This window comes from Streptomyces sp. NPDC006544 (genome assembly GCF_040611715.1).
GTDB lineage: Bacteria > Actinomycetota > Actinomycetes > Streptomycetales > Streptomycetaceae > Streptomyces.
This window is the reverse complement of sequence record NZ_JBEXOV010000017.1, coordinates 70,399-93,658: the sequence shown is the minus strand read 5'-3', so window position 1 is coordinate 93,658 and position 23,260 is coordinate 70,399. Positions and strand designations below refer to the sequence as shown.

Annotated in this window: 21 protein-coding genes and 1 tRNA gene; 12 read left to right on the top strand and 10 right to left on the bottom strand. The window is 72.0% G+C overall.

From position 1 onward, the window contains the following. Window positions 1–52: 52 nt before the first annotated feature. From ABZY44_RS11410 to ABZY44_RS11380, 7 genes are all read right to left on the bottom strand, one after another. Entirely contained in the window at window positions 53–496 is a 444-nt protein-coding gene (locus tag ABZY44_RS11410; protein WP_356652362.1) for a DUF6344 domain-containing protein, read from the bottom strand. A gap of 564 nt (window positions 497–1,060) precedes the next feature. Beyond that, a tRNA-Ser gene (locus ABZY44_RS11405) sits at window positions 1,061–1,148 on the bottom strand. Window positions 1,149–1,203: 55 nt separating this feature from the next. Then, window positions 1,204–2,139 carry a peptidase gene (locus ABZY44_RS11400; RefSeq protein WP_356652360.1) on the bottom strand — a complete coding sequence of 312 codons (936 nt, stop codon included), beginning with the start codon at window positions 2,137–2,139 and terminating at the stop codon, window positions 1,204–1,206. Between the two features lie 214 nt (window positions 2,140–2,353). Further along, window positions 2,354–3,412 carry a putative sulfate exporter family transporter gene (locus ABZY44_RS11395; RefSeq protein ID WP_356652358.1) on the bottom strand — a complete coding sequence of 353 codons (1,059 nt, stop codon included), beginning with the start codon at window positions 3,410–3,412 and terminating at the stop codon, window positions 2,354–2,356. Then, the gene (locus tag ABZY44_RS11390; protein WP_356652356.1) at window positions 3,412–3,966 is read right to left on the bottom strand and encodes a cysteine dioxygenase family protein; all 555 of its coding nucleotides are present in this window, start codon (window positions 3,964–3,966) and stop codon (window positions 3,412–3,414) included. Before ABZY44_RS11390 ends, ABZY44_RS11395 begins: the two co-directional genes overlap by 1 nt. Before the next feature lie 88 nt (window positions 3,967–4,054). Beyond that, complete coding sequence (locus tag ABZY44_RS11385) at window positions 4,055–4,960, bottom strand: LysR family transcriptional regulator (protein WP_356652354.1); 906 nt, start codon at window positions 4,958–4,960, stop codon at window positions 4,055–4,057. A gap of 82 nt (window positions 4,961–5,042) precedes the next feature. Next, a complete protein-coding gene (locus ABZY44_RS11380) occupies window positions 5,043–6,584 on the bottom strand; it encodes a trypsin-like peptidase domain-containing protein (RefSeq protein ID WP_356652352.1) in 1,542 nt (513 codons plus the stop codon). Window positions 6,585–6,793: 209 nt separating this feature from the next. Between ABZY44_RS11380 and ABZY44_RS11375 the strand changes: the two genes are divergently transcribed. The 3 genes from ABZY44_RS11375 to ABZY44_RS11365 all read left to right on the top strand — a co-directional run bounded on the left by ABZY44_RS11375 (window position 6,794) and on the right by ABZY44_RS11365 (window position 9,437). Further along, entirely contained in the window at window positions 6,794–7,621 is an 828-nt protein-coding gene (locus ABZY44_RS11375) for a glycerophosphodiester phosphodiesterase (RefSeq protein WP_356652350.1), read from the top strand. 261 nt (window positions 7,622–7,882) lie between these two features. Then, complete coding sequence (locus ABZY44_RS11370) at window positions 7,883–8,308, top strand: ATP-binding protein (RefSeq protein WP_356652348.1); 426 nt, start codon at window positions 7,883–7,885, stop codon at window positions 8,306–8,308. 154 nt (window positions 8,309–8,462) lie between these two features. Next, the gene (locus ABZY44_RS11365) at window positions 8,463–9,437 is read left to right on the top strand and encodes a DUF5926 family protein (protein WP_356652346.1); all 975 of its coding nucleotides are present in this window, start codon (window positions 8,463–8,465) and stop codon (window positions 9,435–9,437) included. A 242-nt stretch (window positions 9,438–9,679) separates the two neighbouring features. Here the strand turns inward: ABZY44_RS11365 and ABZY44_RS11360 are convergent, their stop codons facing one another. Then, a complete protein-coding gene (locus ABZY44_RS11360; protein ID WP_356652344.1) occupies window positions 9,680–10,270 on the bottom strand; it encodes a hypothetical protein in 591 nt (196 codons plus the stop codon). Between the two features lie 135 nt (window positions 10,271–10,405). Then, on the bottom strand, window positions 10,406–11,125 hold the full coding sequence (locus ABZY44_RS11355) for a bifunctional DNA primase/polymerase (RefSeq protein WP_356652342.1): 720 nt from the start codon (window positions 11,123–11,125) through the stop codon (window positions 10,406–10,408). A 471-nt stretch (window positions 11,126–11,596) separates the two neighbouring features. Here ABZY44_RS11355 and ABZY44_RS11350 point away from each other — a divergent pair, with 471 nt between their 5' ends. Beyond that, complete coding sequence (locus tag ABZY44_RS11350; RefSeq protein ID WP_356652382.1) at window positions 11,597–13,135, top strand: PP2C family protein-serine/threonine phosphatase; 1,539 nt, start codon at window positions 11,597–11,599, stop codon at window positions 13,133–13,135. Between the two features lie 275 nt (window positions 13,136–13,410). After that, window positions 13,411–14,877, top strand: a complete 1,467-nt coding sequence (locus ABZY44_RS11345; protein ID WP_356652340.1) for an aminopeptidase P family protein — start codon at window positions 13,411–13,413, stop codon at window positions 14,875–14,877. A 139-nt stretch (window positions 14,878–15,016) separates the two neighbouring features. On the opposite strand, the gene ABZY44_RS11340 is transcribed toward ABZY44_RS11345, so the two are convergent. Beyond that, entirely contained in the window at window positions 15,017–15,475 is a 459-nt protein-coding gene (locus ABZY44_RS11340; protein WP_356652338.1) for an ATP-binding protein, read from the bottom strand. Window positions 15,476–15,735: 260 nt separating this feature from the next. Here ABZY44_RS11340 and ABZY44_RS11335 point away from each other — a divergent pair, with 260 nt between their 5' ends. The 7 genes from ABZY44_RS11335 (at window position 15,736) to pheA (ending at window position 23,086) form a co-directional block, all read left to right on the top strand. After that, the gene (locus ABZY44_RS11335) at window positions 15,736–16,587 is read left to right on the top strand and encodes a hypothetical protein (protein ID WP_356652336.1); all 852 of its coding nucleotides are present in this window, start codon (window positions 15,736–15,738) and stop codon (window positions 16,585–16,587) included. Between the two features lie 110 nt (window positions 16,588–16,697). Next, complete coding sequence (locus ABZY44_RS11330; RefSeq protein WP_356652334.1) at window positions 16,698–17,420, top strand: YcnI family protein; 723 nt, start codon at window positions 16,698–16,700, stop codon at window positions 17,418–17,420. An 87-nt stretch (window positions 17,421–17,507) separates the two neighbouring features. Beyond that, complete coding sequence (locus ABZY44_RS11325) at window positions 17,508–18,161, top strand: SCO family protein (RefSeq protein ID WP_356652332.1); 654 nt, start codon at window positions 17,508–17,510, stop codon at window positions 18,159–18,161. Then, window positions 18,158–18,676 carry a copper chaperone PCu(A)C gene (locus ABZY44_RS11320; RefSeq protein WP_356652330.1) on the top strand — a complete coding sequence of 173 codons (519 nt, stop codon included), beginning with the start codon at window positions 18,158–18,160 and terminating at the stop codon, window positions 18,674–18,676. The genes ABZY44_RS11325 and ABZY44_RS11320 overlap by 4 nt, the downstream gene beginning before the upstream one ends. Window positions 18,677–18,699: 23 nt before the next feature. Further along, a complete protein-coding gene (locus ABZY44_RS11315) occupies window positions 18,700–20,805 on the top strand; it encodes a copper resistance protein CopC (RefSeq protein WP_356652328.1) in 2,106 nt (701 codons plus the stop codon). Window positions 20,806–20,810: 5 nt separating this feature from the next. After that, complete coding sequence (gene efeB / locus ABZY44_RS11310) at window positions 20,811–22,109, top strand: iron uptake transporter deferrochelatase/peroxidase subunit (RefSeq protein ID WP_356652326.1); 1,299 nt, start codon at window positions 20,811–20,813, stop codon at window positions 22,107–22,109. A 41-nt stretch (window positions 22,110–22,150) separates the two neighbouring features. After that, window positions 22,151–23,086, top strand: a complete 936-nt coding sequence (gene pheA / locus ABZY44_RS11305) for a prephenate dehydratase (protein ID WP_356652324.1) — start codon at window positions 22,151–22,153, stop codon at window positions 23,084–23,086. The last annotated feature ends 174 nt before the right edge of the window (window positions 23,087–23,260 follow it).

Sequence of the window (23,260 nt, the reverse complement as noted above, 5' to 3'; positions counted from 1 at the left end):
TTCTGGTCCCACGGTCGGCTCGTGCTGGTCCCGCTCGTTCCGCTCCGTACGGCTACGCGGCAAGCGCCATCTCCTGGGCGACACCGTTCCGGCCCAGTGCGGTGACCGCGGTCGAACGGTCGGCCGCAGCGGATCCGAGGCCGCGACCGGAGCCGAGTCCGGATGCGATGTGCGACTCCGGGCCGGAACCGGAACCCGCGGCGAGGGCGGCGGCGGTGCTGGAGCGGCGAACGGAGGGAGTCTTGCCGTGGGCTTCGGCGCGGATGCGCTGCTTGATGGTGGGCGGCAGCGATCCGCCCCGCATCATGGCCCGCCAGGTCTGCCGGGCCAAGAAGGCCGGCCGCGTCACGGTGCAGGCCGTGGGGGCGACGGGCGAGGCGGGGGAGGCGGCGACGGCCGAGGCGGCCCTGCCACCGAGACCGAGGGTGGTGAAGAGCGCCACGAGCGCTGCGAGGAAGGTGGTCCAGATCGACGTGATGGTGCTGCGGTGAGCCATGACGGTTCCCTCATTTCGCGATGTTCCGACGGGCGGATCTGAATACATTCGTCATGATGCGAGCGCAACCGCAGCGCCTCCACGGCCCGCGCCGATCTTCCGACAAACACCACCCAAAGGAACCAATGCCATGATTTCCACCTTGGAAATACCCGTCACACGGCCTGCCTGAGCGGACCTGACGGCGACCGGCCAAAGGGGGCCCTGGGGGCCGTCTCACCTCCACAACGGACGCTCCTACGTTGCCTTCGGGGCCCTGTTCGGCGTACGCGGCACCACCACTTTCCGCCCGCTCGCCGATCTCCGCGGCTTGCCCTCGGACGCGTCCCCTGAGGCCCGTACCGCCTTCGAGACGTGGGGCTCGGATCTGCGGGGCGCATCGTGGATCACCCGGAAGCAGGCTCTGCCCGACCAGGACTGGGCCCCCTCCGGTCGGTCATGGGCACCCTGGCGGGCCTCCACGGCGACGAGGGTGTCCGGCTGGTCGCCCTGTTCGGCTGACGCACGCAAAAGGGGTGCCACCGGATGGGTGGCACCCCTTCTGAGCTGGGCCCTGGGCCCGCTTGGCGGTGGGTGTGGGATTTGAACCCACGGTGACTCGCGCCACGACGGTTTTCAAGACCGTTCCCTTAGGCCGCTCGGGCAACCCACCTGGCCGGTACAGAGTACCGGGCGGTGGAGGTCGGCGGCGCTGGGGATTTCGGGGGTCAGGCGCTCTGGGCCTTGTCGTAGGCCGCCTTCGCCTCCGGGCCGAAGTACGGGCCGAACATACGGTTCGGCAGGAAGGTGTAGCCGAAGCTGTTCACCGAGGCCTGCGTGCCCAGGCCCGTCGCCTCGTTGAAGTCCTGGAACCAGGGGCCGCCGCTCGAGCCGCCGGTCATGTTGCAGGGCAGGCCGTGGTCCTTGGTCAGCAGGAAGTCTTTCCCGGTGTTGCCGCTGCAGTAGACGAGCTTCGTGCCGTCGTACGGCGCCGCCGCGGGGAAGCCGAAGGCGTACATCTTCTTGTTGTAGCCGCCGTTGAACACGATGCCCTGGGCGCCGACGACCTGGCTGAGGTTCTGGCCGTTCAGCGGGGCGACGACCGCGAGGCCGACGTCCATGTTCATGTCCTCGCTCGCCACCCATTGGTCGGTCGCGAAAGTCTTGGTGGCCGTCCACTGCCCGTAGGGCGCGTTCCCGTTGTCGTAGCCCGGGACGAAGGTCCAGTTGGTGTGCCAGGCGCCCTGGTACTTCACGCAGTGGCCGGCGGTGATCACCGTGCTGCCGTTGGCGCTGGTGATCGAGTCGCCCGAGCAGGAGGCGTTCTTCCCGTTGAAGGTGAAGAACACCCGCCCCGAGGTCTTCACCACCGCGCCGCCCGCCGTCCAGGGACCGCCCGGTTGCGGGAAGGCCGCGGGAGCCGCGGACCTTGCGGGGGTCGGTGCGATCGTCGTGGGGCGCAGCGTGGTGGGGGGTGCGGGGCGGGCCACGGCGCCCGGGGCAGCCGTGATGTCCAGCGGAGCGGCGGCCCGCATCCGCTCGGCGGTCCAGAAGCCCCGGGCGGGATGGTCCGCCGCGACCGAGGGCGGGGCCGCCGTCAGAGCGCCCGCGAGCAGGGCGCCCGCCGCGAGTAAGACCGATAGGGCCGTGCGATGACGATTCACGCAATGACTCCTTCTGCCGTGTCCGGATGAAGAGTTGTCGGTGCGGATCGGTGCGGATCGCGAATCGGTGCGGATCGATGCGGATCGATGCGGATCGATGCGGATCGATGCGGATCGGGGGCAGAGTGGCACGGCCGGGACGAGATGTCAGGAAGCAGTCGGAACGTTCGGTCGGTTCCGGCCAGGAATTGGCCAACTCCCCGCCGTTGCGGGGCTACGCGGTGAGAAGGACGCCCGCGAACGAGACCCCGGCCACCACGGCCCAGGCCGCCAGCCCCAGCAGGGCGGCCCGGGCGCCGGTGCGCGCGAGGGTGGGCAGATGGACCGCGCTGCCCAGGCCGAACAGGGCTGCCGCGAGCAGCAGTTCCTGAACGGTGTGCGCCCCTTCCAGCGCCGCGTCGGGCAGTACTCCGGTGGCGCGCATCGCGGCGGCGGCAAGGAATCCGGCCACGAACAGCGGCACCGGGGCAGGCCGCCTGCCGGAGGGGGTGCGCACGCCGCGCTTGCGGGCCCGCACCGAGAAGGCCACCGCGGCCACCAGCGGGGTCAGCATCGCCACGCGCATCAGCTTGACCAGGACCGCTTCTCCGAGGGCACCCGGGCCCGCGGTCTGCGCGGTGGCCACCACCTGGCCGACGTCGTGGACACTCGCGCCCACCCAGCGGCCGAATTCCGGGTCCGAGAGGCCCAGGGGCCCCTGGAGCAGGGGGAGTACGGCGATGGCCAGGGTGCCGCAGAGGGTGACCAGGGCGACCGAGGAGGCCACGTCCTCCTCGTCGCTGCCGGACACCTCGCTGACCGCTCCGATGGCCGAGGCACCGCAGATCGAGTACCCCGTGGCGATCAACAGCGGCTGGTCCCCGGGCAGGCCCAGCCTGCGGCCGAGCCAGAGCGTGCCGAAGAAGGTCGCCGCCACCACGGCGGCCACCATCGCCACCGTGGCCCAGCCCAGCCGGAGCACCTGGTCCAGGCCCAGTGCCAGGCCCAGCAGGACGATGCCGATCCGCATCAGCCGCCGGCCGGCCAGGGAGAGGCCCGGGCGGGCGGGACCCCGTACGAAGCCCCGTAGGCCGGGGACGTGCGCGGCGGCGATGCCCAGCACCACCGACACGGTCAGCATCGGCGCCCAGGAGACCAGCCGGTGTACCGACCAGGCCACCAGCACGCCGGCCAGGGCCAGTCCCAACCCGGGCCACGGCGAAGGTGTTTCACGTGAAACATCGACCGGCTCCGTCGAGTCCGCCCCGCTCACCGGGCGGTTCAGCAGGGCCATCAGTCGGACGGGAGCGTGTAGACGCGGCGGACGCTGCTGCCCAGGCGTACGACGTCGGCCCCGTAGACGTGGAGGGATATCGCCTTCGTACGACAGGAGTTGCGGACCTTGTGGATGTCACCGGGCGGGGCGAAGCCGCAGACGTCACCCGGGCCGTTCACCACGTGCTCCGTGGCCACCAGCCGGGCGCCCTCGGTCGCCGTCGCGGGGACGAGGCGGTAGCGGAGTTCGCTCTCCTCGCCCTCGTGCACCCCGGCCACGCACCAGGAGACGTGGTCGTGGACGGCGGTCTCCTGGCCCGGCAGCCACACGAGGGCCACCACCGAAAAGCTGCCGTCCGGCTCCGCGTGCAGGATGTGCTGGCGGTACCGGTCGGTGTGCCCCTCCCGCTGTTCCGCGGTGAGCAGGCCCGGTATCCCCAGGTGCGGGGCGAGGCGCTCGCCGACCAGGTAGGCGGTCAGGTCCGGGGCCAGCCCCCGGTCGACGACCGTACGTATCTCGGTGACGAGGGCGGCCATCCTCGCGGTCGTGCGGGCCGGAGTGGTGGTGGTCATACAGGGAGCGTCGGGGAGACCATCCATCACGTCCAACGACAGTTCTGAGCCGAAATCCCAAGTTCAACTTATGGATGGGAGGCGCCGCTCAGCAGCCGATCCGATTCGACGCCGCCTGCCGCAAGGCGTCCAGCACCACCGCCGTCGCCGGGATCCGCAGGTGGTCGCGGTAGACGTAGGCGCCGATGTGGCGGCGCGCCGCCGGCTCCAGGGTCCTCCCGCAGACCTTCGTCAGTGAGAGCGAGGGCAGCACCAGCGCGGGCATCATGGCGACGCCCAGGCCCTGCGCGACCAGGTTCTGCACGACCAGGTTGTCATCCGTGGCGAACCGGATGTCGGGGACGAAGCCCAGCTCCGCGCATTCGTGCAGCAGGTTCGCCCGGCAGCGCGGGCAGCCGGCGATCCACCGCTCCTCGGCGAGGTCGGCGAGGTGGACGGCCCGCCGCCGGGCCAGCGGGTGCCCGGTCGGCAGCAGCACCGTCAGCTGGTCCTCCAGCAGCTTGACCTCGGCCACCTCCTCCGGGATCTCCTCGTGGAGGCCGGGATAGGTGAAGGCCAGGGTGATGTCGCACTCACCGCGCTCCAGCCTGCGCAGGGAGTCCGGGGGCTCGCCCTCCAGCAGCTCGACCTGGATGCCGGGGTGGTCCTTGGCCAGGCAGCTCAGGGCTTCCGGGACGAGGGTGGCGTTGGCGCTGGGGAAGCCGCAGAGCCGCACGCGGCCGGTGCGCAGACGGGCGTAGGCCTTCAGCTGGGCCTCGGCTGCGGAGAGGCTGCCGAGGATGGACTCGGCGTGCCGGACCATGGACTCACCGGCCTCGGTGAGCTGCATGCGGCGGCCGACGCGGGTGAACAGCGGGGTCCCGACGGCGCGTTCGAGCGCCTTCATCTGCTGGGTGATCGCGGGCTGGGTGTACCCGAGGACACGGGCGGCGGCCGAGTAGGACCCGGAGGCGACCACCTCGTGGAACGTCCGTATGTGCCGCGAGTCGAACACCTTCGAAGCATAAGCAGATGTTGGGAGGGGCCGCAGGCGGAATCCCGCCTGCGGCCCCTCGCCATCAAGCCAGTCGAGCCGGCTACTTGTCGCCGACCTGGGAGCCGAGCGTGATGTCCACCGTCGTCGGCTTACCGCCGCGCAGGTAGGTCAGCTTCACCGTCTCGCCCGGCTTGTAGGTCCAGATCTCGCTGATCAGCGTCGGGCCGCTGTCGATGGGCTTGTCGCCGAGCTGGGTGATGATGTCGCCGGGCTTCAGACCCGCTTTGCCGGCCGGGCCGTTCGGGTCGACCAGGTCGTTGGCCGAGGCGCCGCTCTCGGAGATCTTGGCGCCCTCGGTCTTGGCCGCGAGGTCCACGGACACCTTGATCACCGGGTAGACCGGCTTGCCCGTCTTGATCAGGGAGTCGGCCACGTTCCTCGCCTGGTTGATCGGGATGGCGAAACCGAGGCCGATGGAGCCGGCCTGGCCGCCTCCGAAGCCGCCGTTGCCGGCGGACTGGATCGCCGAGTTGATGCCGATGACCGCGCCGCGGCCGTCGAGCAGCGGGCCGCCGGAGTTGCCCGGGTTGATCGACGCGTCCGTCTGGAGGGCGCTCATGTACGAGTTCTTGCCGCCGGATCCGTCACCGGAGGCGACGGGGCGGTGCTTGGCGCTGACGATGCCGGTGGTGACCGTGTTGGACAGGCCGAACGGAGCGCCGATCGCGATGGTCGAGTCGCCGACGGCGACCTTGTCCGAGTCGCCCAGCGGCAGCGGCTTGAGGCCCGACGGCGGGTTCTTCAGCTTGATGACGGCCACGTCGTAGCCCTGGGCGCGGCCCACGACCTCGGCCTCGTACTTCTTGCCGTCCGAGAACGTCGCGCTGAGCTTGCCGCCGTTCGCGGCGGAGGCCACCACGTGGTTGTTGGTGAGGATGTGGCCCTGCTCGTCGTAGACGAAGCCGGTGCCGGTGCCGCCGTCGCCGTCGCCGGCCGAGGCCTCGATGGTGACGACGCTGGGCAGGGCGCCCGCGGCCAGTCCCGCGACGGAGCCGGAGTCCCGCTTGAGGTCCTTGGGGGTGTTCGCGGCGCTGACCGTGGTCGAGCCGGAGCCGTTGCTGCTCCGGTCGGCGGCCCAGTAGCCGACGCCGCCGCCCACGCCGCCCGCGAGGAGGGCCGCCGCGAGGACACCGGCGACCAGGCCGCCCTTGCCCTTGCGCTTGGGCTGCGGAGCCCCGTCAGCGGTCAGGGGCACGCCCCAGGCGCCGCCGCCGTGGCCGCCGCCGGTCCCGTACGCGGGGGCCGCGGGCGGGGGCGGGGGCCAGCCCTCGGCTCCGGTCGCCTGCGGCGGAGCGGAAGCGGGGTTCTCGGCGTACGCCGGGGTGACCGGCGGGACGGGGCTCTCGGTGTACGCCGGCGCGGGAGCCGGAGCCGAGGCCGGAGCCGAAGCCATGGGCTGGGCGGCCGGGGGCTGCCCGGCAGAGGTGTGGGGGAGCTGCTGGGTCGGCTCGCCACCCGGCGCGGGCGTCGGCGGTTCCACGGGCGCGGCGGCGGGCGCGGCGTCGGCTGGCGCGGCCACCGGGGGTGCGGACGGGGCCGCGGGGGGTGTCGGGGCCGCGGTGCCCTCGTTCTCGGTGCTCACAGCGCTCTCTCCTCGTCACACACGGCTTCAAAAAATCTGGCGATATCGGTCCGACTGAACGTTCGACGTGCCGTACAAGTTCCTGGGCAAAGCCTTTCCCATGACCCGTCAGAGCACTGTAAGCCGGACCTGTGAGTCTCCCCCATCCTTTATCTCCGACATATCCGGCGCATCCGCAGAAGCGTCCACCGAGGCCGCCCCGACATCGGATGCCCGCTCGGTGGCACCATGACCCGGTGACCCACGCAACGCCGCGCCCCATCCAGGTCGTCGCCCACCGCGGCGCCTCGGAGGATGCCCCCGAGCACACCCTGGCCGCCTACCGCAGGGCCATCGAGTACGGGGCGGACGCCCTCGAGTGCGACATCCGGCTGACGGCCGACGGCCATCTCGTCCTGGTCCACGACCGCCGGGTCAACCGGACCTCCAACGGCCGTGGGGCGGTCTCGGCCCTGGAGCTCGCCGACCTCGCCGCACTCGACTTCGGCTCGTGGAAGGACCGCGAGGAGTCCCCCGACTGGGACGCCGACCCCGAGCGCACCTCCGTGCTCACGCTGGAGCGGCTGCTGGAACTGGTCGCCGACGCCGGGCGCCCCGTGCAGCTGGCGATCGAGACGAAGCATCCGACCCGCTGGGCCGGACAGGTGGAGGAACGCCTGATCTTCCTCCTCAAGCGCTTCGGCCTGGACGCCCCGCCCGCCGAGGGCCCGCACCCGATCCGGGTCATGAGCTTCTCCGCACGCTCCCTGCACCGGGTGCGGGCGGCGGCGCCGACGATCCCGACCGTGTACCTCATGCAGTTCATCTCGCCCCGGATGCGGGACGGCCGGCTGCCGGCAGGCGTACGGATCGCGGGTCCGGGCATGCGGATCGTACGCGGCCATCCGGGCTTCATCCGCAAACTTCAGGCCGCGGGCCACTCCGTGCATGTATGGACCGTGAACGATCCGGAAGATGTTCAGCTCTGCGCTGATCTGGGTGTGGAAGCGATCATCACGAACAGACCCCGACAGGTTCTGTCACAACTAGGGCGCTGACGTCCCCATTTGCACACCCGTCACATGCGGCGCTTCCGTGACGGGGTGTGCACCGGCGCATCCGCTCCGCATCCGGTCGTGACGAATGCGTCAGAGGGTCACGCTCCGGCGGTTTCCGGTCCAGGCCATTGGGGCATCCAGACCATGCGTGGGGCTAAGGAGGTTCCGGGGGTGGCGTTGATGGTGGCACAAGAAGTGCCCACGTCGTCGTGCATGGACGTACGCCATGGTCCTGCTGGCGTGGGCGAGGCGAGGCACCGGATGCGCGAGCAACTGCGCGTTTACGGGGTGTCCGAATCGGTCGTGGACGACGCAGTACTGATCCTTTCCGAACTGCTCAGCAATGCCTGCCGGCACGGCAGACCGCTGGGATCACGGGAAGTCGGTGACGGCGAGATACGCGCTTCGTGGCGCGTCGACAAGGCGGGACGGCTGACGGTCGAGGTCACGGACGGAGGCGGACCCACCCGCCCGGTCCCGGCCACGCCTTCGGTCACCGCACGGGGCGGCCGGGGGCTGAACATCATCAGCGCCCTGGCCCAGGACTGGGGTGTCCGGGACGGAGCGGCGGGTGAGATCACCGTGTGGGTGATCGTCGCCTGTGGGGCCCGGCACGAAGATTTCGCTACGCGCGTTGCGCCCCCGGCGATCGACTTCGGTACGGCCTTCGACGATCTGGATCCCTGATCGCTCATTACCGGTCTCCGAGAAGGCAGATGGCGGCCGTCCGGGAGTGCACGCCGACCGTGCTCCCGGCCGCACCCCACCGGCTGTGGCGGTACGAACGGCTAGGCTCGCGCCCAGACCGACGCCGTACCGCCGCAACCGGGAGACACCCACGATGGCCAAGAAGCGCCCCGCCGCGAAGACCGCAAAGCCGCAGCTCAACAACGGGGAGATCCCGGTGGTGGGCGCTCGCGAGCCCTGCCCCTGCGGATCCGGGCGCCGTTACAAGGCCTGCCACGGCGCAGCAGCCGCGCACGCCGTCACCGAGCACGTGGCCCGCCCGTTCGAGGGCCTGCCCGGCGAGTGCGACTGGGTGGCGCTGCGCGAGCTCGTCCCCGCCGCCACCGTCCCGCTCACCCTCAAGGACGGCCTGCCCGAGGGGGTCCCGTCCGTCACGCTGGTGACCGTACTTCCCATGGCCTCGCCGGCCCTGCGCCGCGAGGACGGCTCCGTCCTGCTCGGCCTGCAGAACGACTCGACCACCGGCGATCTCGCCCGGGACATGGCCGACACCCTGGAGCGCGCGCTCGCCGCCGAGCCGGGCACCATCGTCTCGGCCCGCCGGGTTCCGGCCGAGGGTCCGCGCCTTCAGGACCTCCTGGCGGCCGACGGCGTTTTCGAGCCGGTTGTCCACAGCGGCTTCGAATTCTGGATCGCCGACGCGGACAGCGCCCAGAGCGCCTCCCCCGAGGTGGCCGCATCCTTGGAGCGCGCCAACGCGGCCGCCATCCCGACCGTCAAGCTGACCGGCGTCGACGCCGCCTACTGGTGCGAGACCCCGGACAAGAACCACCTGCGCTGGGTCATGCCCGAGCCCGAGGAGAAGCTGCTCGACGCGCTCGCGCGCCTGCACGCGGCCGGCACGTCCTCGCTGGGCGAGGGCACCAAGCTCGTCGGCTCCTTCCGCGCGCACGGCCTGATGGTCCCCGTCTGGGACCTGCCCACCGGTGTCTCGGCGGACGACGTGGAGAAGCCCGCCGCCGAGCTCGCCGAGCGGCTGGCCGCCGCGCTGTCCACGGACGCGCCGCTCACCACGGAGGAGCGCCGGGCCCGCGGCGGTCTCACCAACCGTCAGGTGACCCTCAGCTGAACCTCGGCCGGCCTTCGGCCGATTGGCCGCGAGGGCCCGGTCCCGGGTCCCCGCGGCCAACGGCCACGGCTCACCCGGGACCGGTGACCGGAGTCACAACTCCCGCTAATCGCCTGCAAATCGGTGTCTGAATATCAGAGATCGAATTTGCGAACAGGCGATCTCTTGTTACCGTTCTTGTAGCCCGGTCGCTGGTGCATCCCCCGTCGCCAGCGACCGGGCCCTTGATTTTCCGGTGACGTTCAACCGTCACTCGGCGCCGGTGAGTTGCTCCCGGACCTGAGAAGCAGAGCCCCTTCCGCATCCGGAACTGCAAATTCCGCAACAGCCGAGTAGTCGTTCGGCGCCCCCGCCGATGGATCCCTCGGCGTTTCGCACAGACCCGGCTCGTCGCCCGCGCCGACCGCGCAACGGATCTGCACCGTCCGCCCCGCCGGCCCCATCAGCGTGAGCACCGCGTCCAGCGCGCGCCCGCTGGTGTTGCGGTAGTAGCTGCGCCCCCAGGTCCGGCCCTCGCCGGTCAGTACGCACGTCTGCGCCTCCAGGCCCTGCGGGGAGGACAGTTCGGGTCCGCAGTGCGCGTCGGTACGCGGCTGCTCGGGCGGGCCCGGCCGGGCGGGCGACCGGTCCGCACCGACGGCCGGCGTACCGGAACGGCCGGACGGCGAACTCCCGCCGGAATCGGAAGAGTCACCGAGACCCAAGGTGGAGAGCAGCCCGCCGCCTTTTCCGTCACTCTGACCGGCGAAATCCGGCCCGGCGATCGCTCCCGCGAGTGGAAGAGACAAGATGATCAACACACCGGCGCCGATACCGATCAGGCGGAGATTCATTCGCCGAAGATAGCGATGCGGGAATGGGGCGCGGAGATCCCCGCGCCCAATTCCCTTGGAAACTCGTTCCACTGGCACCCGTACGAGTGATCCGCGACGGCCCGTACGCCCCGTTCGGGCATCGGCCGACGGGCGTCAGTACGCCAGTCGGCTGCCGCCGCCCGGCGCTCCGCTGCTCGCCTCGACCAGCGCGTCCACGACCGCCTCCACCTCCGGAAGCCAGAGGTCTCCGGCTTCCCCCGGAGCGCCGCCGGCCCCGGCGGGCTCGCGCTCCCAGCGGACTTGCCCGCCGCCGGTCGCGGTGGAGGGCGGCAGCAGCAGGTAGCCGCCCTCGCCGTGGAAGCGCAGCGAGGAGGGCACGTGGTCCTTGGCGTAGAGGAGTTCGCCCAGCCGCTCCAGCGAGTACGGCGCCACCAGCAGTGACCACCGCGTGGGCGTGGCCACGACCGGCCCGAGCCGCATGCCCTGCGCGTCCAGCCGTACGACGGCACGCGCGGCCGCGGCGGCGGGGAGGCTCACCGCGCAGGGAGCGGCGCCGCCGGTGGCCAGGAGGACCGAGGCGCCGGCCCTGTTGCCCCACCACCAGGCCACCATCCGGGGGTCGGTGGTGGCGGCGAGCAGTCCGGGATCGAAGGGATGCGCGCCGGGTACGACGCAGTCGGGGTCGGGGCAGGCGCACCTCGAGTCGTCGGCGCCGGAGCGCCCGATGCCGGGCAGCACGGGCCACTGCCACCGGGTGGCGCAGGCGAGCGCCGCCTCGAGGTGGTCCGAAGGGTCGCCCTGCGGCGGGGCGGGGCGCATGGATCGCAAGCGATTGCGGAGCCGCTGGAGACGCCTTCCGAGGATCTCGCGCATGAGCGCTCGTTCCTTTCCGTTGAACGTCGAGGGCCACATCACACCATGTAGGCGGTGTCTCACCACACGTACACGTTTCGCGTCACTGTCCGCCAGAAGCAGGTTCACACGGTTCGTGCAGTTTTCTTACCGGTCCGTGAAACGTCCGGCAGGGGGAGGAACGCGGCCCCGTGCCCACACCGGAAGCGCTGTCGTCCATGGGGACGACGGGCCGCGCCGAGCGGTTCCCGGCGAGTGCCGGGCAACACCAACTGTCCCCGTACACCACCGATTACGTACCCTGACCGGCCTGCGGACCCGCCCAGTCGACCGCAAAAACCGCCAGCTTCCCCCGTTTTCCGGCCAAGTTCCAGCCTCGACCGGACCGTAGGTTGTCGTCTCACGGACACCAGGATTCCCACCTGGGCAATGCTGGACATCGCTCCTCGTGTGCGTGTAGATGTGGATTCATAGAAGGCGACGCAGCATGATCTGGGGGTTTGCGATGCTAAATGGCGAATCGCACCAGCTGGAAAGGCGGACGCCATGAGCGCCCCGCATTTGCCGAAAGTGGCTGGAATCGATCCAGCAGTTACAGCGTCCCCGCACACTGTGGCGCCCCCATCGACCTCCACTCCCCCGTCCGTGCCCGCGCGCACGGCCCACGCTCCGGCGCCGGCCCCCGCCGCGAGCACGGTCATCCAGGACCGCCTGGCGGGCATGGTCTCCGATCTCACCACCCTCCACGAGCTCACCGAGCGGATCGCCCGCGCCCGTGACCTGAGCTCCTCCCTCCAGGAGTTCCTGCGCGCCGGAGCCGCACTCGTCGGCGCCCGACGCGGACTGCTCGCCCTGGAGCCCTCTGACGGCCTCGGGCCCACCACCACCATCGGTCTGGGGCTCAGCCGCGCCGACCTCGGCCACATCGAGACGGTGCCGCGCGGCTCCACCTCGTACGGACGCATCCTCGACGGACTGCCCGACGCCCACGGCGGCTCCGAAGTGCTCCCCGAACCCGGCCTCGTCCCGGCGCCCGGCGGCGCCGGCCAGGCCGCACCCGTCGACCCGCGGCACCGCGAGGTGGCCGCGCGCCTGGGCTACGCCGCCAGCTACTCGCTGCCGCTGGCCGCCGAGGCCACGGGCCGGCTCGGCGCGGCCGTCTGGCTCTACGACGAGCAGGCCGAGCCCAGCGACCGCCAGCGCGACCTGGTCGGCCTGTACGTGCGGCACGCCTCCGAGCACGTGGCCCGGCTGGTGGGGGTGGAGCGCTCCCGCGCGGACCTGGCCACCATCGCCGGGGAGCTGCTCCCCAGCCGGCTCCCCCGGATCCCCGGGGTCCAGCTCGCCGCCCGGCACCTCACCGGTCCACGCGGCGGCGGGGACTGGTACGACGCGCTGCCGCTGCCCGAGGGCGCCCTCGGGCTGTCCGTCGGCTCGGTCACGGGCTGCGGCCCGAGCGCCGTCGCCGCGATGGGACGGTTGCGGGCCTCGCTGCGCGCGTACGCCGTCATGGAGGGCGAGGACCCCGTCGCCGTCCTGTCCGACCTGGAGCTGCTGCTGCGCCTCACCGAGCCCGCGCGCTCGGCGACCGCGCTCTTCGCGTACTGCGAGCCCGCCGGGACCACCCCGTCGGGCAGTCGGCGACACAAAATCATCCTGGCCGGGGCGGGGCACGCCCCGCCGCTGCTGATCGGCGAACGGCGCACCGAGTACGTGGAGACCACGCTCTCCGCACCGCTCGGGATGCTGTCCTGCTGGGAGGCGCCGAGCGTGGAGATCGAGCCCGCGCCGGGAGAAACGGTGCTGCTGTACACGGACGGGCTGCTGCGGCGTACGGGCGATCCGATGGACCGGGCGTACGCGCGGCTGCACGCCGCGGCAGCGGGGGTCCCCCGCGGCGCCCGCGAGGACCCGGCCGCGGTCTGCGACCACATCCTGCGGACGGTACTGCCGGAGGGGGAGGCCCGCGGCGGCGCCTCGGCGGGGGACGCGGCGGAGGACATCGTGCTGCTCGCGGCCCGCTTCGACTGAGCGGGCCGGACCCGGTCCGACCGGACCGGACCGGCGGACCGGACCTCCGGACGGCGAGCCGCCCGGGCGGGTTCCGGCTTCGGATTCGGGGGGCACGGTCCCGGCTTCCGGCCCGGCCCCGGCCTCCGATCCGGTTCCGCGCGCCGGTCCGGTCTCCTGCCCGAGCGCGGTCCGTTTTGACTTGTTTGTCACATGGCTCGCCGCACTGCTTCCGCTCACACATACGATGGCTGAGGTCCGTACCCGGTCCGTGTCCGTCGTACTGAGGAGAAGACGTGGCTGACGAGCTCACCCCGGAGACCCCGGAAGAAGAGCAGCCCAAGAAGAAGCACAAGCAGCGCAAGAACGGGCTGTACCCGGGCGTCAGCGAGGAACTCGCGGAGAGCATGCGCACCGGCTGGGCCGACACCGAGCTGCACGGCCTGCAGCCGATCGCCCAGGCCGCGCACACCGCCGCCCGCCGCGCCGCGCTGTCCGCGCGCTTCCCCGGCGAGCGCCTGGTCGTTCCCGCCGGCCGGCTGAAGACCCGCGCGAACGACTGCGAGTACGCCTTCCGCGCCTCCACGGAGTACGCGTACCTCACCGGTGACCAGACCGAGAACGGCGTGCTCGTCCTGGAGCCCACCGGGGAGACCGGCCACACGGCCAGCATCTACCTGCTGCCCCGCTCCAACCGCGAGAACGGCGAGTTCTGGCTCTCCGGCAACGGCGAGCTGTGGGTCGGACGCCGCCATTCCCTCACCGAGGCAGAGCAGCTGCTGGGTCTGCCCGCCAAGGACGTGCGCGAGCTCGCCGAGGAGCTGGCCGAGGCCGAGGGCCCGGTCCGCGTCCTGCGCGGCCACGACACCGTCATCGAGGCGGCCCTGACCGACAAGGTCACCAAGGAGCGCGACGCGGAGCTGCGCGTCTACCTCTCCGAGGCCCGCGTCGTGAAGGACGAGTTCGAGATCGGCGAGCTGCAGAAGGCCGTCGACTCGACCGTCCGCGGTTTCGAGGACGTCGTGAAGGTGCTCGACAAGGCCGAGGCCACCTCCGAGCGCTACATCGAGGGCACCTTCTTCCTGCGCGCCCGCGTCGAGGGCAACGACGTCGGCTACGGCTCCATCTGCGCCGCCGGCCCGCACGCCACCACCCTGCACTGGGTGCGCAACGACGGCGACGTCCGCTCCGGCGACCTGCTGCTGCTCGACGCCGGCGTGGAGACCCACACCCTCTACACCGCGGACGTCACGCGCACGCTGCCCATCAGCGGCACGTACACCGACATCCAGCGCAAGATCTACGACGCGGTCCACGCCTCTCAGGAGGCCGGGATCGCCGCCGTCAAGCCGGGCGCGAAGTTCCGCGACTTCCACGACGCCTCGCAGTACGTGCTCGCCGAGAAGCTCGTCGAGTGGGGCCTGCTGGAGGGCCCGGTCGAGCGGGTCGTCGAGCTCGGCCTGCAGCGCCGCTGGACCCTCCACGGCACCGGCCACATGCTCGGCATGGACGTCCACGACTGCGCCGCCGCGCGCACCGAGGCGTACGTGGACGGCACTCTGGAGCCGGGCATGTGCCTGACCGTCGAGCCGGGCCTCTACTTCCAGGCCGACGACCTGACGGTGCCGGAGGAGTACCGCGGCATCGGCGTACGGATCGAGGACGACATCCTCGTCACCGAGGACGGCAACCGGAACCTGTCGGCCGGTCTGCCCCGCACCTCCGACGACGTCGAGGCGTGGATGGCGCGGCTCAAGAGCTGACGCCGTTCGCCCGGCGCCCGGCGCGGGCATGCCGATGGGCGGGACCCTGTGCGGGTCCCGCCCATCGGCGCGTTCACGTCCAGCTGAGCACGGGCGCGTTCACCCGCACGTCGGTGCGTCCACGCACCCGTCGGTGCGCCTACGACGCCTTCAGCAGCGAGTCGTCCCGCCACTTCAGCATCTTGTCGAAACTCACCACGGCTCCGCGGCCCGGCCGGTTGCGGAGGCGGACGTGGTCGGAGAGCTCGGCGATCAGGTGCAGGCCCCGGCCGCTCTCGGCCAGGGAGGGTCTGCGGCGCGCCACCGTCGCGGCCGGGAACCCGGGACCCGAATCGCTGACCTCGATGCGGCAACGGTCCCCGTCCAGATAGGCCGTGACGTGGTACGCCCCGGCGTCCTGCGCGTCGCGGCCGAGCGGCGCGACCGTGCGGCCGCCGTGTTCCACGGCGTTCGCGCAGGCCTCGCTCAGCGCCACCGCGAGATCGAAGGAGATGTCCGGATCCACCCCCGCGGTCTCCATCGTCCCCAACAGCAGCCGTCTGGCAAGGGGCACGCTCGCTGCTTCGCGCCTCAAGTGGAGAGACCACCAGATGCTCATACGGTTACGTATTGCCTCCCGCGACGGGGTGTAAGCGCCCAAAGGCCCACAGAGCCCTCGTTCGGCCGATGCGGCGCTCCCGGCCTCCGGTGTATGCGGAGGCGTTTGCGGCGATATGGACCCTGATGACCCTGCCGGTGCGAACTCCCGCGCGGGCGGCCGCCCGGCGCCCCGGCCACGGCCCCCGTGCGCGGGAACGCAAGGCATCATGCGCACCTGCCGTAGGGAGCGCCTAAGCCCAGTGCGATGATGGCCCGGCCATGACTGCCCCCCACGCGACGCAGGCCGGACCCGGCCTCAGGCTGATCCGGACCGCGGTGTTCACCGCGGTCTGTGTCGTGCTGTCCGCGGGCGGGCACGCACTGGCCTCCTGCGCCACGGTGCCCTGGTGGTCCCTCTGCGCGGGTTTCGTCGTCGTCTTCGCGGTCGCCGCCCCGCTCGCCGGACACCGTCACGGGCTCCCCGGCATCGCCGCCGGACTGGCCTGCGGACAGCTCGCGCTGCACTCGCTGTTCGCCCTCGGCCAGCACGGCGCCACGCTCCCGGCGGGCGGCGCTTCCGCCGCCGACACCTCGCTCGCGGCTCTCGCCGCCCAGCTGGTGTGCGGGGGCAACTCCGTCCCGCTGGCCCCGGCCGACGCCCGGCGGATCCTGGAGAGCGCCGGACTGGACCCGGTCGCCCTGGCCGCGCAGGCCGAGGCACAGGGGCAGTTGGCGACGGGGCAGCCGGCCATGGGCCAGCTGGGGCACGCCCACATGGGGCAGGGCCTCGTAGAACCGGCCAACGGCCTGGTCGGCCTGTTCAGCCCGGCCATGCTGATCGGCCATCTGCTGGCCGCGCTCGCCGCCGGCTGGCTGCTGGGCCGCGGCGACGCCGCGCTGTTCCGGCTCGTCGAACTGTCCCGGCTCTCCACCGAAGCCGACCCCGTACGCCCGCTGCGCGCCGCGCTGGCCTACGTACGGGCCCTCGGCGCCGGGCTCGCCGCCGCGCCGTCCCGTACCCCCCGCGCGGCCCGGCCCGCCGCCGGCCCCGGCGTCCCCACCGGCCGGGACGCACTCCAGCACGCGGTGATCAGGCGCGGGCCGCCCGCGGCGCTCGCCCTCGCAGCCTGACGCGGCACCCCTCCTCCCCGGCCCACACGCCGGGAGCACCGGTGCCGTGCACTCCGCGCGCGCCGCGCGCGGAGCCACCGTCACCACAGCTTCCGTGGAGTGTTTCTGCCATGAAGACCTCTCGCGTCTCCTTCGCCGCCGCCCTCGCCGCCGGTACCGTCCTCGTCTTCTCCGGGACCGCCTTCGCCCACGTCGGCGTGCAGCCCGGCGAAGCCGTCAAGGGCGGCTACGCCACGATCAACTTCAAGGTCCCCAACGAGCGCGACAACGCCTCCACCACCCAGCTCGAGGTCACCTTCCCCGCCGACCAGCCGCTGTCCTCCGTCATGCCGCAGGACGTTCCCGGCTGGACCGTGACGGTGGAGAAGGGCAAGCTCGACAAGCCGCTCACCGTGCACGGCAAGCAGATCAACGAGGCCGTCACCAAGGTGACCTGGTCGGGCGGCAAGATCGAGGCCGGCAAGTTCCAGCAGTTCCCGCTGTCCCTCGGCAAGCTGCCCGACAACGCCGACACGATGGTCTTCAAGGCGATCCAGACCTACGACAACGGCGAGGTCGTCCGCTGGATCGAAGAGGCCAAGGAAGGCGCCGCCGAACCGGCGAACCCGGCGCCCGTCCTGAAGCTGACGGCCGCCCCGGCGGCGGGCGACCACCACGACGACGCCACGAAGGCGGACGGCGACAAGAACGGCGCCGCCGACCACAAGGACGGCCACACCGAGGCCGCCAAGAGCGGCTCCGACACGACCGCGCGCGCCCTCGGCATCGCCGGCATCGTGATCGGCCTCGGAGGCGTGGCCTTCGGCGTCGCCTCGCGCCGCCGCACCTCCTGACCTTCCGGTCCCGCGCGTCCGGCCCGCCCACCGGCGCGGCCGGAGCGCCGATCCACCCGTACCACCCCCGATCCCAGGGACATTCCCATGCGCACCACACGTGTGACGGTCGCCGCCCTCGTGGCGGCGGCCGCCCTCGCCCTCACCGCCTGCGGTAACGAGCCCGCCAAGCCCGGCAAGGTCACCCAGATCAGCGGAGGGCTGGCCAAGGCCGGCTCCGCGACCGTGCTCGACCGCCCCTTCGAAAAGCCGGACCTCGTCCTCACGGACACCACCGGCAAGCCGTGGAACCTGCGCGAGCAGACCCAGGGCAAGCCGACGCTCATCTACTTCGGCTACACCAACTGCCCCGACGTGTGCCCCCTGACGATGAGCAACATCGCCGTCGCCAAGAAGGCGCTCCCCCAGGCCGACCGGGACAAGCTCCAGGTCGTCTTCGTCACCACCGACCCGGACCGGGACACTCCCGCCGCCCTCGGCTCGTGGCTCAAGGGCCAGGACCCGGCGTTCGTCGGGCTGTCCGGGGACTTCGCCACCATCCAGGCCGCCGCACGCACGCTCGGCGTCGGTATCGAGGCCGCCACGACGGACGCCAACGGCAACGTCGTCTCCATGCACGGCGCCCAGGTCATCGCGTTCTCGCCCAAGAACGACGAGGGGTACCTCCTCTACGGGGAGAGCGCCACCGTCGACGACTACACCAAGGACCTGCCGAAGATCGTCAAGGGAGAGAACCCGTGAACACCCGCACCACCCGCACCCTCGCCGTCGCCCTCTCCCTGACGGCCGTGCTCGGCATATCCGCCTGCTCCTCGGACGACAAGGACGCGGCCGGCGGCTCCGGTGCCGGCGCCGCATCCGCCGACTCCGCGGGCAGGCCGGAGCTGACGGTCAGCGGCGGCTACATGCCCGAGCCCGTCAACGACAAGATGGCCGGCGCGTTCATGGTCATCAAGAACGGCTCCAAGACCGCCGACAAGCTGACCGGCGTCACGAGCCCGCTCTCCGACGATCTCCAGATCCACGAGACCAAGGACCAGAAGATGCAGCAGGTTCAGTCCATGGACGTGCCCGCGAAGGGCGAGCTGAAGCTGGAACGCGGCGGCAACCACGTCATGTTCATGGGCCTGAAGAGCACCCCCAAGGTCGGCGACAAGGTCACCGTCGAGCTGCGCTTCGAGAAGTCCGGCCCCGTCACGGTCGAGCTGGACGTCAAGGAGCGTACGTACCAGGCACCGAACTCCAACGATCACTGACGGACCGAGGGACTGATCACGCCATGACGGCCACCGCCCCCGCCCCATCCGCGGCCCGCGTGCGCGCCACGGCACTCCTGCCGCGGCTCACGCTGGTCCTCGCAGCCCTGCTGGCAGCCTTGTTCACCGCGGCCGCCCCGGCCACGGCGCACGCCGCACTGACCGCGAGCGACCCCAAGGACGGGGCGGTGGTCGCCACGGCGCCCGCCCAGGTCACCCTCTCGTTCTCGGAAGGGGTCGCCATGAACGGCGACTCCATCCGCGTCCTGGACCCGCAGGGCAAGCGCGTCGACACCGGTGAACTGCGCGACCTCTGCAGCGGGAACACCATCCGCTACGGCACCGCCCTGCGCCCCGGACTGCCGGACGGCACCTACACGGTCGCCTGGCAGGCCATATCCGCCGACAGCCACCCGGTCGCCGGTGCCTTCACCTTCTCCGTCGGAGCCCCCTCCGAGACCGCGGTCTCGTTGCCCGAGCAGACCGCGGGCGACGGGCCCGTGGCCCTCGCCTACGACATCGCGCGCTACGCCGCCTACGCCGGGTTCGCCGTCCTGGCCGGCGCCGCCGCCTTCATCCTGCTGTGCTGGCGCCGGGGCGCCGCCGAGCGGCCGATGCAGAAGCTGGTCGTCCGGGCCTGGGTCACGCTCACCGTGGCCACCCTCGCGATGCTGCTGCTCCGCAACCCGTACACGGGATCCGGGAACTTCTCCGACGCCTTCGACCTCGCCGGGCTGAGGACGGTGCTGGAGACGAAGTCCGGCGCCTCGCTGGTCTCGCGGCTGCTGCTCCTCGGCGCGGCCGCGCTGTTCATCACCGTCCTGTTCGGCTCGTACGCCCGGCGCCACCGGGGCGGCGGGGGCACGGAAGCCGCCGAGGACTCCGCCGGCGCCGGGGGCCCCGCCGACGCCAAGGACTCCGCCGACGCCAAGGACTCCGCCGATGCCCTGGACGCCACGAGGGACGACGCCAGGGAGGAGAGCGACCTCCTGTTCGGCCTCGCCATCGGCGGGACGGTCGTCGCCGCCGGCATCGCCGCCACCTGGGCGCTGTCCGAGCACGCCTCCACCGGCGTCCAGCCCGGCCTCGCCATGCCCGTCGACATCCTGCACCTGCTGGCCGTCGCGACCTGGCTGGGCGGACTCACGGCGCTGCTCGTCGCCCTGCACAAGGTTCCCGGGCTCGAGCGCGAGGCCATCCGGCGCTTCTCCACCGTCGCCTTCGTCAGCGTCATCACGCTCGCCGCCACCGGCGTCTACCAGTCCTGGCGCCAGGTCGGCAGCTGGTCCGCCCTCACCGGGACGGACTACGGACGGCTCCTGCTCGTCAAGCTCGGCCTGGTCGCCGTCCTGGTCGCCATCGCCTCCGTCTCACGGAAGTGGACCGCGCGGCTCGGTGGGGCGGCCGCGGTCGGGGAGCCGGTCACGACGAAGGCCCCGGCGACGGCGAAGACCTCGGCCACATCCACGGCTACGGCCACATCCACAGCTACGACCACGACCACGACCGCGGCCGGCGCTGCGAGCGCTGTTTCACGTGAAACATCGACCGCCGACCCCGAGCGCGCCGCCCAGCTCGCCCGCCAGGGAGTCGCCCGGCGCAGCGCGCGGGAGAAGCAGGCACGCGACGCCGACCCGCAGCGCGTGGGCCTACGCCGGTCCGTACTCGCCGAGACGGCCGTCGCCGTGGTGCTGCTGGCGGTCACCACCATCCTCACCAGCACCGAGCCCGGCCGCGCCGCGGAGCTGGAGACCGGCAGCGGTTCCCGCTCCGCCGCCGTTCCCGACCGCGCGGTGAAGATCACGCTGCCCTTCGACACCGGCGGCCAGAACGGCAAGGGATCGGTCAAGGTCCAGCTGGACCCGGGCCGCGTCGGGGCCAACACCCTCCACGTGTGGGCCGAGACCCCCGACGGCAAGCCGTTCGAACTGCCCGAGATCAAGGTCTCCTTCACCCTCGAGGCCAAGGACATCGGCCCGCTGCCGGTCCTCCCCGAGCTCGCCGCTCCCGGACACTGGAGCGCGTCGGGCGTCCAGCTGCCGCTGACGGGTGACTGGCGGATCGACGTGACCGTCCGTACCTCCGACACCGACCAGACGACCGTGCAGAAGAACGTGAAGATCGGCTGACCAGCGTGACCCAGAACAGCGAGTCCACCGAGAGCACCACGGGCCGCCCCGAGGTCGAGATCTCCCGGCGCCGCCTGCTGGGCACCGTCGGCGCCGCGGGCGCCGCCGGGCTCGCCCTCGGCGCCACCGGCGGAGCCCTCGTGCACTCCTCGGTCGCCGGCTCCGGGACGGCCGGTCCGGGCGGCGCGGCAGGTGGCCCCGCCGCCCTCGGAGCCACCCGGGTCGCCTTCGACGGGGACCACCAGGCCGGCATCACCACTCCCCTCCAGGCCAAGGGCCACGTCCTGGCCTTCGACCTGGTGCCCGGAGCCGGCCGTACCGAGGCCGCCGCCCTGATGCGCCGCTGGTCCGACACCGCCCGTCTGCTGACGGCAGGCGAGACCGCGCCGACCAACGACAGCGGAATCGCCCTCGACTCCGGACCGTCCTCCCTCACCGTCACCTTCGGCTTCGGCCACTCCTTCTTCGAGCGCACCGGGCTGACCGACCGCCGGCCCGCCGCGCTCGACCCGCTGCCGGACTTCTCCTCCGACCGGCTCGACGCACAGCGCAGCAACGGCGACCTGTGGGTCCAGATCGGCGCCGACGACGGGCTGGTCGCCTTCCACGCGCTGCGCGCCCTGCAGAAGGACGCCGGGGACGCCGCCCGCCTGCGCTGGCAGATGAACGGTTTCAACCGGTCTCCCGGCGCCACCGCCACCCCGCTGACCGCCCGCAATCTCATGGGCCAGGTGGACGGGACGAACAATCCGAAGCCCGCCGAAGCCGACTTCGACAAGCGGATCTTCGTGCAGGGCACGGTGCCCGCCGAGCACGCCTGGATGGTGGGGGGCTCGTACGCCGTCGTACGCCGGATCCGCATGCTCCTCGACCACTGGGACCAGCAGTCACTCACCCAGCAGGAGCAGGTCATCGGCCGTACGAAGGCCACCGGCGCCCCGCTGACCGGGGGCGGCGAGACCACCGCGATGAAGCTCGACGCGAGGGGCGCGGACGGCAAGCCCGTCATCCCCTCGAACGCCCATGCCCGGATCTCCGCTCCCGCGCAGAACGGCGGGGCGGCCATGCTCCGGCGCCCCTTCTCCTTCCACGACGGAACGGCTTCCGACGGCGCCCCCGACGCGGGTCTCCTCTTCATCTGCTGGCAGGCCGACCCGATGCGCGGTTTCGTGCCCGTGCAGCGCAAGCTCGACCGCGGCGACGCCCTGTCGGAGTTCATCCGGCACGAGTCCAGCGGCCTGTACGCGGTGCCCCCCGGCGCACGCGCCGGGGAGTACGTGGGGCAGCGGCTGCTCGAGGGATGAACAGCTCTGTGGCCCTCCGGGCCCGGCACTAGGCTGATCGCATGTCGGCCACCCGCTTCACCTATCTCGGTCCCGAGGGCACGTTCACCGAAGCCGCCCTCCGCACGCTGCCCGAAGCCGCCACCCGGGAGCTCGTCCCGATGGTCTCGGTCCCGGCCGCACTGGACGCCGTACGCAACGGGGAGGCCGCGGCGGCGCTCGTGCCGATCGAGAACTCCGTGGAGGGCGGGGTCACCTCGACCCTCGACGAGCTGGCCTCCGGCGTCCCCCTGATGATCTACCGCGAGGTGCTGCTGCCGATCGCGTTCGCGCTGCTGGTGCGGCCGGGGACCGCGCTGTCGGACGTCAAGACCGTCACCGGTCACCCCGTCGCCCAGCCGCAGGTGCGCAACTGGCTGCGGTCGAACCTCCCCGACGCGCTCTGGGAGTCGGCCGCCTCCAACGCCGACGGGGCCCGGCTGGTCCAGGAGGGCCGCTTCGACGCCGCCTTCGCCGGCGAGTTCGCGGCCGCCACCTACGGACTGGTCCCCCTGGTCACGGAGATCCACGACGCGCAGAACGCGGAGACCCGCTTCGTGCTCGTCGGCCGGCCCGCCCGGCCGGCCGCGCCGACCGGAGCCGACAAGACCTCCGTGGTGCTGTGGCTGGGGGACGACCGTCCCGGTGCGCTGCTGGAGCTGCTCCAGGAGTTCGCCGTCCGCGGGGTGAACCTGATGCTGATCCAGTCCCGCCCGACGGGTGAGGGCATCGGCAACTACTGCTTCGCCGTCGACGCCGAGGGGCACATCTCCGACCGCCGGGTCGGCGAGGCCCTCATGGGCCTCAAGCGGACCTGCCCGCAGATCCGCTTCCTCGGCTCGTATCCGCGCGCCGGTGTCGCGCAGGGTGAGGTCCACGCCGCCCGCCCGGGGACCTCGGACGGCGACTTCACGGCTGCCTCGGACTGGCTGACCCGCTGCCTCGACGGCCGCCCGTAGGGCTCTGTCCACTATCCACAGAGTTATCCACAGGCGCGGGTCACGCCTGGGGACAAGTCGACAGTGCAGCACGACAAGGTCGACAAATCGGTCGGGCGGCCCAGGTTTCGCGCTGAGGAGCGGAAGGTGAACGGCGTCACCCGTACATCGCCGATCAACTCTTTGGGGCGAGTC

What these genes read in the sequence shown, in the direction of transcription:
- ABZY44_RS11410 (WP_356652362.1), bottom strand. Translation starts at nt 496, where the DNA reads ATGGCTCACCGCAGCACCATCACGTCGATCTGGACCACCTTCCTCGCA.
- ABZY44_RS11395 (WP_356652358.1), bottom strand. Translation starts at nt 3,412, where the DNA reads ATGGCCCTGCTGAACCGCCCGGTGAGCGGGGCGGACTCGACGGAGCCG.
- ABZY44_RS11390 (WP_356652356.1), bottom strand. Translation starts at nt 3,966, where the DNA reads ATGACCACCACCACTCCGGCCCGCACGACCGCGAGGATGGCCGCCCTC.
- ABZY44_RS11375 (WP_356652350.1), top strand. Translation starts at nt 6,794, where the DNA reads ATGCCCGCTCGGTGGCACCATGACCCGGTGACCCACGCAACGCCGCGC.
- ABZY44_RS11370 (WP_356652348.1), top strand. Translation starts at nt 7,883, where the DNA reads ATGCGCGAGCAACTGCGCGTTTACGGGGTGTCCGAATCGGTCGTGGAC.
- ABZY44_RS11365 (WP_356652346.1), top strand. Translation starts at nt 8,463, where the DNA reads ATGGCCAAGAAGCGCCCCGCCGCGAAGACCGCAAAGCCGCAGCTCAAC.
- ABZY44_RS11360 (WP_356652344.1), bottom strand. Translation starts at nt 10,270, where the DNA reads ATGAATCTCCGCCTGATCGGTATCGGCGCCGGTGTGTTGATCATCTTG.
- ABZY44_RS11355 (WP_356652342.1), bottom strand. Translation starts at nt 11,125, where the DNA reads ATGCGCGAGATCCTCGGAAGGCGTCTCCAGCGGCTCCGCAATCGCTTG.
- ABZY44_RS11340 (WP_356652338.1), bottom strand. Translation starts at nt 15,475, where the DNA reads ATGAGCATCTGGTGGTCTCTCCACTTGAGGCGCGAAGCAGCGAGCGTG.
- ABZY44_RS11335 (WP_356652336.1), top strand. Translation starts at nt 15,736, where the DNA reads ATGACTGCCCCCCACGCGACGCAGGCCGGACCCGGCCTCAGGCTGATC.
- ABZY44_RS11330 (WP_356652334.1), top strand. Translation starts at nt 16,698, where the DNA reads ATGAAGACCTCTCGCGTCTCCTTCGCCGCCGCCCTCGCCGCCGGTACC.
- ABZY44_RS11325 (WP_356652332.1), top strand. Translation starts at nt 17,508, where the DNA reads ATGCGCACCACACGTGTGACGGTCGCCGCCCTCGTGGCGGCGGCCGCC.
- ABZY44_RS11315 (WP_356652328.1), top strand. Translation starts at nt 18,700, where the DNA reads ATGACGGCCACCGCCCCCGCCCCATCCGCGGCCCGCGTGCGCGCCACG.
- pheA (WP_356652324.1), top strand. Translation starts at nt 22,151, where the DNA reads ATGTCGGCCACCCGCTTCACCTATCTCGGTCCCGAGGGCACGTTCACC.